This window comes from Rhizobium sp. NZLR8 (genome assembly GCF_019685025.1).
Classification (GTDB): Bacteria; Pseudomonadota; Alphaproteobacteria; order Rhizobiales; family Rhizobiaceae; genus Rhizobium.
The window spans coordinates 42598-55619 of the sequence record NZ_JABDVY010000017.1 but is presented as its reverse complement, the minus strand read 5'-3'; the positions used below and the strand labels follow the sequence as shown (position 1 = coordinate 55619).

General features: G+C 60.7%; 13 protein-coding genes and 1 tRNA gene. 7 read left to right on the top strand and 7 right to left on the bottom strand.

The genetic code is table 11. The annotated features are described in order from the left end of the window. Window positions 1–11: 11 nt before the first annotated feature. The 3 genes from HJB89_RS27935 to HJB89_RS27925 form a co-directional block, all read right to left on the bottom strand. Window positions 12–88, bottom strand: a tRNA-Arg gene (locus HJB89_RS27935). Window positions 89–210: 122 nt separating this feature from the next. Beyond that, window positions 211–1743 (bottom strand): HAMP domain-containing sensor histidine kinase, encoded by a 1533-nt coding sequence (locus HJB89_RS27930; RefSeq protein WP_207582693.1) that lies wholly within the window; start codon window positions 1741–1743, stop codon window positions 211–213. Window positions 1744–1900: 157 nt separating this feature from the next. Further along, on the bottom strand, window positions 1901–3898 hold the full coding sequence (locus HJB89_RS27925) for a methyl-accepting chemotaxis protein (RefSeq protein WP_221150820.1): 1998 nt from the start codon (window positions 3896–3898) through the stop codon (window positions 1901–1903). Between the two features lie 417 nt (window positions 3899–4315). Here HJB89_RS27925 and rpmH point away from each other — a divergent pair, with 417 nt between their 5' ends. The 3 genes from rpmH to yidC are packed head-to-tail and all read left to right on the top strand — an operon-like array spanning window position 4316 to window position 6666. Further along, complete coding sequence (gene rpmH / locus HJB89_RS27920; RefSeq protein ID WP_207582691.1) at window positions 4316–4450, top strand: 50S ribosomal protein L34; 135 nt, start codon at window positions 4316–4318, stop codon at window positions 4448–4450. Between the two features lie 21 nt (window positions 4451–4471). Further along, window positions 4472–4873 (top strand): ribonuclease P protein component, encoded by a 402-nt coding sequence (gene rnpA / locus HJB89_RS27915; protein WP_221150819.1) that lies wholly within the window; start codon window positions 4472–4474, stop codon window positions 4871–4873. Next, on the top strand, window positions 4873–6666 hold the full coding sequence (gene yidC / locus HJB89_RS27910) for a membrane protein insertase YidC (protein WP_221150818.1): 1794 nt from the start codon (window positions 4873–4875) through the stop codon (window positions 6664–6666). The genes rnpA and yidC overlap by 1 nt, the downstream gene beginning before the upstream one ends. A 215-nt stretch (window positions 6667–6881) precedes the next feature. Here the strand turns inward: yidC and HJB89_RS27905 are convergent, their stop codons facing one another. Then, complete coding sequence (locus tag HJB89_RS27905) at window positions 6882–7538, bottom strand: O-methyltransferase (protein ID WP_207582688.1); 657 nt, start codon at window positions 7536–7538, stop codon at window positions 6882–6884. An 89-nt stretch (window positions 7539–7627) separates the two neighbouring features. On the opposite strand from HJB89_RS27905, the gene HJB89_RS27900 reads away from it, so the two are divergent. From HJB89_RS27900 to HJB89_RS27885, 4 genes are all read left to right on the top strand, one after another. Beyond that, the gene (locus HJB89_RS27900; protein ID WP_221150835.1) at window positions 7628–8260 is read left to right on the top strand and encodes a TetR family transcriptional regulator; all 633 of its coding nucleotides are present in this window, start codon (window positions 7628–7630) and stop codon (window positions 8258–8260) included. A 118-nt stretch (window positions 8261–8378) separates the two neighbouring features. Next, a complete protein-coding gene (gene yihA, locus HJB89_RS27895) occupies window positions 8379–9032 on the top strand; it encodes a ribosome biogenesis GTP-binding protein YihA/YsxC (RefSeq protein WP_207582686.1) in 654 nt (217 codons plus the stop codon). Window positions 9033–9370: 338 nt separating this feature from the next. After that, a complete protein-coding gene (locus tag HJB89_RS27890; RefSeq protein WP_003588915.1) occupies window positions 9371–9580 on the top strand; it encodes a cold-shock protein in 210 nt (69 codons plus the stop codon). Window positions 9581–9905: 325 nt separating this feature from the next. Continuing rightward, entirely contained in the window at window positions 9906–10982 is a 1077-nt protein-coding gene (locus tag HJB89_RS27885) for a sensor histidine kinase (RefSeq protein ID WP_207582685.1), read from the top strand. 86 nt (window positions 10983–11068) lie between these two features. Here the strand turns inward: HJB89_RS27885 and HJB89_RS27880 are convergent, their stop codons facing one another. The 3 genes from HJB89_RS27880 to HJB89_RS27870 form a co-directional block, all read right to left on the bottom strand. Continuing rightward, window positions 11069–11623: a fasciclin domain-containing protein gene (locus HJB89_RS27880; protein ID WP_207582684.1), complete on the bottom strand. Its 555-nt coding sequence runs from the start codon at window positions 11621–11623 to the stop codon at window positions 11069–11071. 141 nt (window positions 11624–11764) lie between these two features. After that, a complete protein-coding gene (locus tag HJB89_RS27875) occupies window positions 11765–12484 on the bottom strand; it encodes an anti-sigma factor domain-containing protein (protein ID WP_221150817.1) in 720 nt (239 codons plus the stop codon). Next, on the bottom strand, window positions 12481–13020 hold the full coding sequence (locus tag HJB89_RS27870; RefSeq protein WP_207584242.1) for a sigma-70 family RNA polymerase sigma factor: 540 nt from the start codon (window positions 13018–13020) through the stop codon (window positions 12481–12483). Before HJB89_RS27870 ends, HJB89_RS27875 begins: the two co-directional genes overlap by 4 nt. Window positions 13021–13022 lie beyond the last annotated feature (2 nt).

Here is a 13022-nt window from a genome sequence, read left to right as displayed (position 1 = left end):
AAAAAGGAAAATGGCGCACCCGGAGCGATTCGAACGCCCGACCCCCAGATTCGTAGTCTGGTGCTCTATCCAGCTGAGCTACGGGTGCGTGCAATTGCGGCGGTGCCGCTTGCGTGGGCGATCCTCTAAAGCGTCCTTCGGGACAATGCAAGAGCATTTCGGAAAAAATCGCGCGTTTAACAGTTTGTGGCCACGACTTACGAAATCCGGTCACTTTTCGATGTGCGTCCGGCTGCGGTAATCCTCCAGCGAAACCGGGCGATCGGGGATCTCGATGCGGAACTGGGTACCGACCGTCGGTTTTTCCACAAGCGCGATCGTGCCGCCATGGGCGAGCACCAGCTCGCGGGCGATCGTCAGGCCGAGGCCGGTGCCGCCGGAGCGGGCGGAGCCGCGGAAGGCGGCAAAGAGGTTCTGGCGCGCCTTCAGAGGCATGCCAGGGCCGGTATCGTCAACCGTGATGCTGACGACGCTGCCGACCCGCTGGGCGGCGACGGTGATGCGCCTGACCGCGCCCGGGGCACCCTCGCCCGGTGCGGTCAGCGCCTGCAGCGCGTTGCGGCAGAGATTGTGGATGACGCGGAACAGCTGCTCGCCATCGGCATCGACCTTAAGATCGGCGCCGATCTGCTCGGTGAATTCGATGCCGCTTTGCGGATCGATCGCCAGCATGTCCTTGACGTCCTGGGTCAGTTCCAAAAGCAGGACATGGCGGCGGCGCGGGGCGGATTCGCTCGCCTTGCCGTAAGACAGCACCTCGGTGGTATAGCCGACTGCGCGGGCGATGGTACGCAGCAGCTTCGGGGCGAAGCTCTTGACCATCGGATCATCGACATCGACCAGCCGATCCGACATCAGCTGCGCCGAGGCCAGGATATTGCGCATGTCGTGATTGATCTTGGAGACGGCGAGGCCGAGAGCGGCAAGGTTCTTCTGCTGCTTCAGCGTCTTCTGCAGCTCCATCTGCATCGAGGTGAGGTTGCGGCCGGCGACCGCCAGTTCGTCGCGGCCGCCATCGCCGATATAGATATGGGCGGGGTTCTCGGGATCGGAGGAGAATTGCTGCATGCTGCCGGTCAGCCGGCGGATCGGGCCGATCAGGATGCGGTTGATCGCAAAGAAGATCAGCGTCGCGGTGAACAGCGCGATCAGCACCGACAGCAGGAGAACGTTGCGGGAATAGGCAAACATTGCCGTGCGCAGCTGCCTGTCCTTCATCACCACCTCGACGCCGGTATTGGTGTCGCCGACGGGGCCGTAGACGCGGATCATCCTGCCGCCGCCGAAGATCAAGGTGTCGAGCGCATCGCGGATTGCCGTTGCCGGCGGCACGTCGGTGAGATCATAGGCCTCGTCGACCGAGGTCGGCATGTCGGTCGTCGCCAGCAGCCGCGAGGTGCCATCCTTGCGCAGCACGATCGCCTTGGTGCCGGTCGCCTCCAGCGTCTCCTTCTGCAACGCGCGCGGCAGCTCGACCGGCTGCAGCCCATCGATGACGATGGCGGCGGCAGCGGCCGTGTTCAGCCTGTCCTCCAGCCAGCGGATGCGCATGCTGGCGACCGAGGGGAAGAAGATCAGGATTTCGGCGAGCATGATAAAGAAGACGGTGAGCCAGAGCAGCTTGCCCGACAATCCGCCGAACATGCCGCCGAACATGCCGGCAGACGGGCACGGCGCCCTTGCGGCCTCGCCGGCCGCGGGGATTTCCGCTGAAGGATTGTCGCCCTGATCTTGTACCGGCATTCTGGTCTCGCACGAACGGCGGCACTTCAGCCGCCCTCTCGCTCTATATTAGACCAAACGGCTCCGCTTTCAAATCTTTGCGAACAGCGTCACGTCGTCACAAAGAAACGCCGCCCGGAGGGAGGCGGCGTTTCAAGGTGCTGACGATCGATAAGGATCAGAACTCTTCCCAGCTCTGTTCTGCGGCGGCCGCATTGCCGCCGAAGGCGCGGGCGACCTTGGCGATCGCCCGGCGGGCGGGCGAGGCGACCGGCCTTTGCGGCTCGTTGCGGACAAGCGCCACAGGCGCCGGTGCATCATCCGACAGCTTGAAGCGGGAAATCAGCCGCACCAGCCCACCGGCTTCGGCCGAAAGCCTGTGCGTGGCGGCGGAGGTCTCTTCGACCATCGCAGCATTCTGCTGGGTGACCTGGTCCATCTGGTTGACGGCGGTATTGACTTCCTTGAGGCCGGTCGACTGTTCGGTCGCAGCCGTGGCGATCGAATGGATATGATCGTTGATGGCGATGACGCGGGTGCCGATTTCGGCCAGCGCCTCGCCGGTCGCCTGGACGAGCTTGACGCCGACCTGCACCTCGTTGCCCGACTTGGTGATCAGCGCCTTGATGTCCTTGGCGGCCTTTGCCGAACGCTGGGCGAGCTCGCGCACTTCCTGTGCCACAACCGCAAAGCCCTTGCCGGCCTCGCCGGCGCGTGCCGCCTCGACGCCGGCGTTCAGCGCCAGCAGGTTGGTCTGGAAGGCGATCTCGTCGATGACGTTGATGATCTGGCTGATTTCGCGCGATGCCTGCTCGATGCGGCCCATGGCCTCGACGGCATTGCCGACGACGACGCCGGAAGCGCCTGATTTGTCCTTGGCTTCCGACACCATAATGGTGGCTTCATGCGCCCGCTCGGTGGAATTCTGAACGACGGCGGTGATCTGATCGAGTGCCGCCGAGGTCTGTTCGAGGGCGGCGGCCTGCTGCTCGGTGCGCTTCGACAAGTCGTCGCTGGCATTGCGCAGTTCGGCGGTGTTGCCGTTCATCGCTTCCGTCGTCTGGCGCACTTCGCGCATCGTCGCCTGCAGGGTGACGAAGGTGTTGTTGACGTTCTGCTGCAGCTCGGCGAAGGCGCCCTGGAAGTTGCCGTTCATCGTCTGGGTGAGGTCGCCATCGGCAAGGCTTGCAATGACGCGGCGGGTCTCGCCGATGCCGGCATCGACGCTCGACAGCAGCGTGTTGATGTTGCCGGCGAAGCGGTTGAGGTTCTCGTCCTCGTAGTCCTTGCTGATGCGGTGGCCGAAGTCGCCGGCTGCAGCCGCAGCCACGACGACGGACATGCTCGACTGCAGGTCGTCGCTCTTGGCGCGCATCGCCGCCTCCTGGGCGTTCAGGCGCTTGATCGCAAGGCCGTTGGCCTTGAACACCGCGACGGCTGCGGCCATCTCGCCGATTTCGTCCTGGCGCCCGGCAAAGGGAACCTCGGCCTCGAAATTGCCGCTGGCGACCTCGTTGATCGCCCGGGTGACGCGCTTGATCGGGCGGCTCAGATGGCTGGTGCCGATATAGAAGCCCATGCCGATGCCGACGGCGATGCCGATGCCGGTGATGCTGAGGACGAGCATCAGCACCCAGGTGCGGAAGCTTTCGATCTCGCTGTTGACGGTTTCGAGCGCTGCCTTGTCGGTGGCGACGACCGCGTCGATTTCGGCCTGGAACGCCTTGCGGTTGGCGCGGTTGGCATCATTGTTGCCCTGGGCGCTGGCCGCCTCGGGGCCGACTTCGGTGCCGAGACGGGCGGTCTCCATGCGGAAGGTGCGGAATTCCGCGGCGCGGGCGACGAGCTTGGCGAAATCATCCTTCTCGGCCACGGGAACGAGCGGCGCCCACCCCGCGATGACCTTATCGATCTCCTCGAGATCGGCCATAATGCCCTTGGCGAAGTTCGGCGTGTCCTTGATCGTCTTGGCTGCATAGATGCCGCGCGCTTCCATGACCACGGCGGTCACGAAACGGTTGAGCCGTTCGCCGGCATAGGCGCGGGCGGCGGCCTCCTCATAAGCGGTCAGGTTGCGATTGTATTCGTGCATGGCCGACAGTGCCGTTGCGCCGATCAAAAGCGCCACCGCGCCCATCACGCATACCAGCAGATTAATTTTGCCGCGGATCTTCATGCACTGTCTCCTAGCTACGCCACTGCCTGGAAAGCAAATTCCAGCCGATGATCCGAATATCGGCGAAAGTTATTAAAGTTAGATTTCCAATGTTTACGATTATGGCGACGGAAAATTATCCATGTTGACCTTGGTTGGGACGCGGAAACCCCTGAGAGCCGGGGCTATGATATCCGGCTGCGGCAAAACCACAACCAGTTGGGGCAGATCGAATTTCTTAACACCAGAGTGCGAAAATACTTGTCAAGCCGGCGGCTCAAAGTGAAATTATAGGGTATAATTGACTTTCATAGGCTTCATCCGTATAAGCCGCCGCACGTCCGGTCACTCAGCCTTTCATGGCTCGCCCGTTCGAAAAACAACGCTCCTTGCACTATGCAAATTCAAGAAGGGCCGCACTCCGCGGTGTTTAAATAAATGAAGCGTACCTACCAACCATCCAAGCTTGTTCGCAAGCGTCGCCACGGCTTCCGTGCGCGCATGTCCACCAAGGGTGGCCGCAAGGTCATCGTTGCCCGCCGCGCGCAGGGCCGCAAGCGTCTTTCGGCTTAAGGCCGGATTGCCCGAGAAAAGATGGCGGGCGAGTTGACGACCAGAGAAGAAAAACACACTGTCGGGCGGCTGAAGAGCCGCCCGCAGTTTCTTGCCGCGCGCGAGGGCGAAAAACGCCGTGGCGGCTTCTTCCTTCTCGAAGTCCTCGACCGGAAGGAACCCGATAGCCAAGCCCGTGTCGGTTTCACAGTCACCAAAAAACATGGCAACGCGGTCGAACGGAACCGTATGCGCCGCCGCCTGAAAGAGGCGGTGCGGCTTCATGCGGGGTTTGCAATGCAGCCCGGACACGACTATGTGGTTGTCGCGCGCAGGGACGTGCTTAGAGCGTCCTTCAAAGAATTGGCCGCGGAACTGAAATTTCGCGTGGAAACCAGGCCGAAACCCCGGCGCTCCGGAGACGGACGCCCCAGGAACGTATGATGGAAAAAAACCGCAATTACTTCATTGCGATCGCTCTCTCGGTGCTGATCGTCCTCGGCTGGCAGTTTCTCTATATGAACCCGCGCATCGAGGCCCAGCGCAAGGCGCAGGAAGCCCAGAAGGCGCAGCAGAAGACCGAACAGGTGCAGCAGCCTGCAGCCGACGGTGCGACGCCGGCCCCGACGAATGGTACAGCGCCTTCCGGTCAGGCCGTCGCCACGGCGACGCTTGAGCAGGCGCTCGCAAAGACCCCGCGCGTTGTCATCGATACTCCTGCGCTTTCCGGCTCGATCAACCTTGCCGGCGCCCGGCTCGACGACCTGAAGCTCAAGGGCTACCACGAGACCGTCGACGACTCGAGCCCGACCATCACCCTGTTCAGCCCGGCCGAAACCAAGGACGGCTACTTCACCGAACTCGGCTATATCGGCAGCGACGCCGCGGGCGACGTTCCCGGCGCCTCGACGCTCTGGACGGCGCCCGAGGGTGCCAAGCTCACCGAGAAGACGCCGGTGACGCTTTCCTATACCAATGATAAGGGCCTGACCTTTACGCGAACGATTTCCGTCGACGAACGCTATATGTTCACCGTCGCAGATAAGATCGCAAATGCCGGCCAAGCGCCCGCATCACTCTCCTCCTACGGCCGCGTGACACGCTACAACAAGCCGACGACGCCCTCCGTCTACGTCCTGCATGAAGGCTTCATCGGCGTCATCGGCGATGACGGTCTCGTCGAAACCAAATATGCCGCCGCCGAGAAGGAAGCTGTCATGCCGGCTAAATCCACCGGCGGTTGGCTTGGTATTACCGACAAATATTGGGCCGCGACGATCATTCCGCCGCAGAGTGCTGCCTATGAAGCGCGCTTCTCGCATTTTACCGATGGCCAGCCACGCTATCAGGCCGACTACAAGGACGATGCCTTCACCGTTGCGCCGGGCCAATCGATCGAGCTCAAGAACCTCGTCTTCGCCGGCGCCAAGGAAGTGCCCGTCATCGACGGCTACGAGGCCAGCTATTCGATCCCGAAGTTCGACCGGCTGATCGACTGGGGCTGGTTCTATTTCATCACCAAGCCGATGTTCAAGCTGATGGACTTCTTCTATCGCTTCTTCGGCAATTTCGGCGTGGCGATCCTGTGCACCACCATCGTCGTCAAGGCGCTGTTCTTCCCGCTCGCCAGCAAGCAATATGCTTCGATGGCGAACATGAAGCGCATGCAACCGAAGATGGAGGAGCTGAAGGCGAAATTCGCCGACGACCGCATGGGGCTCCAGCAGGCGACCATGCAGCTCTACAAGGAAGAGAAGATCAACCCGATCGCCGGCTGCTGGCCGGTGGCGCTGCAGATCCCGATCTTCTTCTCGCTCTACAAGGTGATCTACATCACCATCGAGATGCGGCACGCGCCGTTCTTCGGCTGGATCAAGGACCTTTCGGCCCCCGATCCGACGACGATCGTCAATCTGTTCGGCCTGCTGCCCTTCCAGGCGCCGACCATTCTGCATCTCGGCGTCTGGCCGCTGATCATGGGCGTCACCATGTTCCTGCAGATGCGCATGAACCCGACACCGCCCGATCCGACGCAGGCGATGATCTTCACCTGGATGCCGCTGGTATTCATGTTCATGCTGGCAAGCTTCCCGGCCGGCCTGGTCATCTACTGGGCCTGGAACAACACGCTCTCGGTCGCCCAGCAGTCGGTGATCATGAAGCGCCACGGCGTCAAGGTCGAACTCTTCGACAATCTGAAGGGTCTGTTCCGACGAAAACCGGCGCCATCGAAATGACGCCGCTGCAGATCGCAGCAGCTCAAAGTGCGATAGACAAGCCCCGCTTCGGCGGGGCTTTTCTTTTCGGATCTGTAAAAATGATCCTATGCCGACATTGGCTTCAGAGCATGATGCCGAAAAGTGTGTGCGGTTTTCGGACGGCATCATGCTCTACTATTTAATTTAGAACAGGATTCAGATTTTAGGCTGAGCCGGCCTAAAATCATCCTGTTCTAGGCGGCACGCAGGGAAAGTTCGACGTCTTCGGAAAACGGTGTGGACATGTAACCGCTGCCAAGTGCGCGCACGTGACCGAGGTATTCCGGGCAGGCGTCCGCATCGTCGGCGATAATGATTGCGCCCTGGCGAAGGCGGCCTTCCAGGATCTGCAAAATCTCCAGATACAGCGACTTTGCGCCGTCCATCAGGACCAGATCGATGCTGCCCGGAAGATCGTCGCCGAGGGTTTCAAGCGCATCGCCTTGGCGAAACTCGACAAGATCGGCGAGCCCTGCGGCTTGGAGGTGCTGCCGTGCTTTGGCGACCTTTTCAGGTTCGAACTCGGTGGTAATCAGCCGGCCGCCACCGTTATCGCGCAGTGCGGCGGCGAGATAGAGCGTCGAAATGCCGAACGACGTGCCGAACTCCACGATCACGCGTGCTCCACTGCTGCGTGTCAGCATGTAGAGCAACTCTCCGGTCTGGCGTGACACCGGAAGCCAGAGATCCTTTACCAGGCCATAGAAATTGCGGTATTCCGCCTTGCTGTGGAAGAGGCGATCTCGCTCCGCCTCTGACAGTGCCGCCAGGCCGGGGCTGGTCGCCTTGTCGGCTTCATCGAAAAGCTGGTCGAGCAGCGGTGCAAGCGGAGCGGTCGTTAAAGTGGTCATATCAAATCCTTCATCGAGAGCGTTGTTGTGCCGATCGGGAAAATACGATTAATTCGTCACATTCGCTAATCGCATCCGGAAGCCTAGAGATGACCGACCGCCCAAGCTCCAGACTTTCCTCACGAAAACAGCCTAAACAGACGCGCTCGAACGAGCTCGTTTCGGCAATTCTGCAGGCCGCTGTTCAGGTTTTGGCGCAGCAAGGCGCGCACCGCTTCACCACTGCACGCGTGGCGCAAAAAGCAGGCGTCAGCGTTGGATCGCTTTACCAATATTTTCCGAACAAGGCCGCGATCCTGTTCCGGCTGCAGAGCGACGAGTGGCGAGAAACCACCGATCTGCTGAATGAGATCCTGAAGGACCGATCGGAGCCGCCGCTTCGGCGGGTGCGTAGATTGGTTCGGGCCTTCATTTGGTCGGAGTGCGAAGAAGCCGCGGTGCGGGTGGCGCTCGGCGACGCTGCCCCGCTTTACAGGGATGCGCCGGAGGCCCAGGAGGCACGACAGGCGGGCGACCCGGTGATCGAGGACTTCCTGAAGGAGATGCTTCCCGCCCTCCCCGAGGCTGCCCGCGTGCTGGCCGGCGACTTGATCATGACGACCCTGACGACCGTCGGAAAGGAATTTTCTGAAAGACCGCGGAAGACCGAAGAGGTCGACGCCTATTCGGATGCGATGGCCGATATGCTTTGCGCCTATCTTCTGAGCCTGAGTACGCGGTGACCCGCAAGGCCATGCGTGGGAAGGAAGCAATGGTCTGCAAACCGCCTCGAAGCTTGACATCTTCCTTCAAAACCACGAAGCCCGGTAAGAGACAGAAGCCGGAGATTGCAGAGCCCGCATGCCCGAAAACGAAAAGCCGCTCTTCGGCCACCCATGGATCTTCATCCGCGGCGTGCCGTCGCTCAACTTCCTGCCGCCGGAAGGGCCGCTGGAAGTGGCCTTTGCCGGCCGTTCCAATGTCGGCAAGTCGTCGCTGATCAATGCGCTGGTCGGCCAGAAAGGTCTGGCTCGCACGTCGAACACGCCGGGGCGCACGCAGGAGCTCAATTATTTCGTTCCGGACGGCTTTTCCGGCGAAGGTGGCGACCTGCCGCCAATGGCGATCGTCGATATGCCGGGCTATGGGTATGCGCAGGCACCGAAGGAGATGGTCGACAAGTGGACCAAGCTGGTTTTCGACTATCTGCGCGGCCGCGCGACGCTGAAGCGCGTCTATGTGCTGATCGACAGCCGCCACGGCATCAAGAAGAACGACGATGACGTGCTTGATCTGCTCGACAAGGCGGCCGTCTCCTATCAGATCGTGCTGACCAAGACCGACAAGATCAAGGCGCCCGCTGTGCCGAAGCTGCTTGCCGAGACCGCGGAAAAGATCCGCAAGCGCCCGGCCGCCTATCCCGGCGTGCTGTCCACCTCATCGGAAAAGGGCGACGGCCTGGACGATCTGCGCCAGGCGATCGGCGATACCGTCGGCATCGCCCGCTGGAAATAGAACGGCGCCCGGCTGCGGTATTTGGGGCGACGCGTGAGTCTGGCTCGTTCCAAAGCTCGCTTCCGGCATATCCGGATTCTCGGCTTTTCACGCGGCCGAGTCCTATTTGGTGCAAAGGCCGAAGGAGCATCTACAGGTTGACTTGTTCATCGATGAAAAACTAACGGTTGACGATACGGGTTGGTTGCGGTAGATGGCGGCTATCGAATTTTGCTTGCTGGCTTGGTTATCGCGCGATTAGCACCGCGGCCTGAACGAACTTCCTTTCAAAAATCGCTATCATCATCCGCATCGCCCTGGCGCTGCGGTTCTTCAATATTGCTATGAAAGGGTTCATCATGACCACTGGCACCGTTAAATGGTTCAACTCCACCAAGGGCTTCGGCTTCATTCAGCCTGACAATGGCGGCGCTGACGCCTTCGTTCACATCTCCGCCGTCGAACGTGCCGGAATGCGCGAACTCGTCGAAGGCCAGAAGATCGGCTTCGATCTCGAGCGTGACAACAAGTCGGGCAAGATGTCCGCTTGCAATCTCCAGAACGCTTAAATCGATATCTGCTTTCCTTTGACCACGGATGTACTGGCACTGCCGGAAGCACGTTATCCATTCAAGGCCAGGCGATTTGCCTGGCCTTTTTGTTTTCGCTCGTGCATCGAGCCCCTGAAATGACCGAGCGTAAATTATGCTTGGTGGCTGCTGGCGCAATTTCCGGGTTTGGCCTGAATCAAGGGTCGGATCACGTCAATCATCGTCGCAGTATGAAACTGCTTGCATAGGCTGACCGGCAGTGTTTGCACTTGCGTCCGCGAAGTTTTTAAAGCAACCCTCCATCCCATGCTGTGCAAGAGCAGCCGCGTGCGCGAGTAGTTAGATGACTGATAGCAAAGACCAGCCGCTTTCGCCGGAAGGCGTCGGCAACCTGCCCCATCTGGCCGAAGCCCTTGATGACGATCGGTTTCGACACTTTCTCGATCACGTCCCCTTTGCTGTGGCCGTCTCCGAACTCGATAACTGTGAGGCGCTGATTTACGTCAATCTCGAGTTCGAACGGCTGACGGCGCTCAGCGCAACGCAGGTCCAGGGAAAAGCCTGGACCGAGATCGAATTGGATTCCACCGCCATATCGGGAGGAGCGACGCTGACAGCCGCCGTGACTTCTGCGGAAGAGTATATTGGCGCGTTCTCCCTGGTGGCCGAACCTGACAGCACGACCATTATCGATGTCTGGTCGAATACCATCGTCGACGATGACGACACCCCGCTGTTCCGATTGGTAGCCTTTGCGGCGCGCAATGAGGCGGCGGCGGATCAGAGCTTCGGCGAGCTGCTGACCGAGAAGGATGTGCTTCTGCGCGAACTTCAGCATCGCGTGAAGAACAATCTTCAGATGATCACGGCGCTGATCCGGATGGAGGCGCGCAATGCACAACAGAGCGAGGAAAGCGAGAGATTTGCACGGCTTGCCGGGCGGATCGAAGCCTTGGCGCTGTTGTACCGCTCGCTGTCGGACGAAGAGAAAGGCGCCACAGTCGATCTTGGCACCTATGTGAGCCAGATTGCCGCCTCGGTGATGGCTGCCCACGCCGTGGAAGGCATACGGCTGGACATGAAGGTCGATACCTGGCCGGTTTCGGTCGATGTGGCCATGCCCGCCGGGCTGGTGATCAACGAACTCCTCACCAATGCGCTGAAACATGCCTTTGTGGGGCGTGACGGCGGAGAGATCACGCTCCGCTGTGTCGTCAGCGATACCGGCTGCAGGATCACCGTTGCCGATAATGGGGTCGGTCTTCCTCAAGATGTGAATTGGCCGCACCCGGGAAAGCTGAGCGCGATGATCGTGCAGTCCCTGAAACAGAACGCCCGCGCTAACGTCGAAGTAACCTCGTCCCCCGGCACCGGCATGAGTGTCACACTCGTTTTCCGGAGAGCCGAAGCGGCCCGATAGCCACCTCATCAGTGACGCTGGCGCCTCTCTCATTGTGTTTGGGGCGCCCCGGAGAGCGCCCCACGCCTCTGCCGACATACGCAGACTTACATCTTCGGCAGCAGCACCTTGTCGACGACGTGGATGACGCCGTTCGACTGTTTGACATCGGCGATCGTCACATGCGAGACGCCGCCGTTTTCGTCGGTCAGCGTGATCTTGCCCATGCTTTCCTTGGCTTTCAGCACGCAGCCGCCGACGGTCTTGATGTCGTGCTCGCCGCCGTCATCCTTGATCATCTTGGCAACGGTCTTGGCCATCGCATCGGCGGCAACGACATGGCAGGTCAGAACCTTGGTGAGCGTCGCCTTGTTTTCCGGCTTCAGCAGCGTCTCGACCGTGCCTTTCGGCAGGGCGGCGAAAGCTTCGTTGGTCGGCGCAAAGACGGTGAAGGGGCCTTTGCCCTCGAGGGTGCTGACCAGGCCCGCCGCCTTGACGGCTGCGACCAGCGTCGTGTGATCCTTCGAATTGACAGCGTTTTCGATGATGTTCTTGGTGGCGAACATCGCCGCACCGCCGACTTCCGGGTTCTTGGCGGCGGCAAAGGCGACAGCGGATAGGGCGGTCGCGAGTGCAAAACCGCGCAATACGGACTTGATCATGATTTTCTCCTCACCGGACACCATCCGCGGGCTTTATGCCTGAGCGTCGTCCGGACATTTCGAACTACGGAGGCTTGCGCCAAAGAGTTTCAGTTGGGAGAAAATGATTTTATGGGCGCGCGATTTACGACCGGCGCCCAATCATGGCCGGCGCAAGGCGCCGCTTGCGATCACCGGACCGGTCGCCTGGCCGGTCGGCGAGCCGCCGAAGGGTTCGAGGCTGACGGCAAGCGTTGCACCATCGGCGAGATGGCTGCGCAGATCGGCGGGAATGACGAGTTCGCCGCTCTCGCCCGGCTGGAAGACGCCGAGCGATTTCGGCAGGCCGCTGCCCGGCACCAGCCAGAGTTCCAGTGACTTCTCCTCCGGCTTGCCGGCGGCGACCGGCACGATCTTCAGCCGGCCGCTCTGCAGCTCGTAGGAGGCGAGAAGATTGATGGCGCTGTTCTGGCCGGAAAGCGAGGCCACCAGCGGTGTCGGCCCCTGCGGCTGCGGCACCACGCCGGAGGCGAAGATAACGGCGCTGACGGCGACGACGACACAGGCAAAGCTCAGCGAGCGCCAGAAAACCGCCGAATTCCAGATTCCTTGCGAAAAGGATGCGGGTTTTGCAGCATCGCCGAAAAGCCGCGCCTCGATCTGCTTGAAGGTTTCCCGGTTTGGCGAGGCGGTTTCATACTCGTCATTGAAGGCGGAAAGGTTGGTTTCCCAGCGGCTGACGATCGCGGCAAAGGGCCGATCGTGGCGAATGCGCTCTTCCACCACCCGTCGGTCCTGCAGCGAGAGGACGCCAAGCACATATTCGCCGGCGAGAACCTCGTCGCGGGAGCGGTCTCCCTTGCTTTTGTCGGGCGATGTCATCGTTCCATGCACTCTCTCAGTTTCAACAGGCTGCGCCTGAGCCAGGTCCGCATCGTGTTCAGCGGGACACCAAACTGATCGGCCAGTTCCTGATAGCTCAGCCCTTCGACATAAGCCCGTTTCACCGCGACCGCACGATCAGCTTCCAACTCTTCCATGCAGGTGTCAATCCGCCTTCCTTCATCCTTCGTCACCGTCTGCATTTCCGGGTCGGGTGCGGCATCGGCAAGATCGTAGGCACTGTCGATTTCGTCGGCGATAGGCTTGCGCGACCGCAACGTATCGATCGACCGATTGCGGGCAATCGCCGAAAGCCACGCCGAGGACGAACCTGTGGCTGCCTGGAAACTTCCGGCCCTTTGCCAGATGCTGATATAGACTTCCTGCAGGGCTTCTTCGGCTTCCGTGCGATCCTTCAAGATACGCAGGCAGATGGCAAAAAGTTTCGGCCCGGTCTGATTGTAAAGGGCAATAAAGGCCCTGCGGTCGCTGAGCGCGACGCGGCCGATCAGGTCTGCAATCTCATCGCCTTGCATGC

Excerpts from the sequence above, each read along its gene's own strand:
- HJB89_RS27880 (WP_207582684.1), bottom strand. The coding sequence starts at position 11,623 with ATGATCAAGTCCGTATTGCGCGGTTTTGCACTCGCGACCGCCCTATCC.
- HJB89_RS27875 (WP_221150817.1), bottom strand. The coding sequence starts at position 12,484 with ATGACATCGCCCGACAAAAGCAAGGGAGACCGCTCCCGCGACGAGGTT.
- HJB89_RS27890 (WP_003588915.1), top strand. The coding sequence starts at position 9,371 with ATGACCACTGGCACCGTTAAATGGTTCAACTCCACCAAGGGCTTCGGC.
- rnpA (WP_221150819.1), top strand. The coding sequence starts at position 4,472 with ATGGCGGGCGAGTTGACGACCAGAGAAGAAAAACACACTGTCGGGCGG.
- HJB89_RS27925 (WP_221150820.1), bottom strand. The coding sequence starts at position 3,898 with ATGAAGATCCGCGGCAAAATTAATCTGCTGGTATGCGTGATGGGCGCG.
- HJB89_RS27900 (WP_221150835.1), top strand. The coding sequence starts at position 7,628 with ATGACCGACCGCCCAAGCTCCAGACTTTCCTCACGAAAACAGCCTAAA.
- HJB89_RS27930 (WP_207582693.1), bottom strand. The coding sequence starts at position 1,743 with ATGCCGGTACAAGATCAGGGCGACAATCCTTCAGCGGAAATCCCCGCG.
- yidC (WP_221150818.1), top strand. The coding sequence starts at position 4,873 with ATGGAAAAAAACCGCAATTACTTCATTGCGATCGCTCTCTCGGTGCTG.
- yihA (WP_207582686.1), top strand. The coding sequence starts at position 8,379 with ATGCCCGAAAACGAAAAGCCGCTCTTCGGCCACCCATGGATCTTCATC.
- rpmH (WP_207582691.1), top strand. The coding sequence starts at position 4,316 with ATGAAGCGTACCTACCAACCATCCAAGCTTGTTCGCAAGCGTCGCCAC.
- HJB89_RS27885 (WP_207582685.1), top strand. The coding sequence starts at position 9,906 with ATGACTGATAGCAAAGACCAGCCGCTTTCGCCGGAAGGCGTCGGCAAC.
- HJB89_RS27870 (WP_207584242.1), bottom strand. The coding sequence starts at position 13,020 with ATGCAAGGCGATGAGATTGCAGACCTGATCGGCCGCGTCGCGCTCAGC.
- HJB89_RS27905 (WP_207582688.1), bottom strand. The coding sequence starts at position 7,538 with ATGACCACTTTAACGACCGCTCCGCTTGCACCGCTGCTCGACCAGCTT.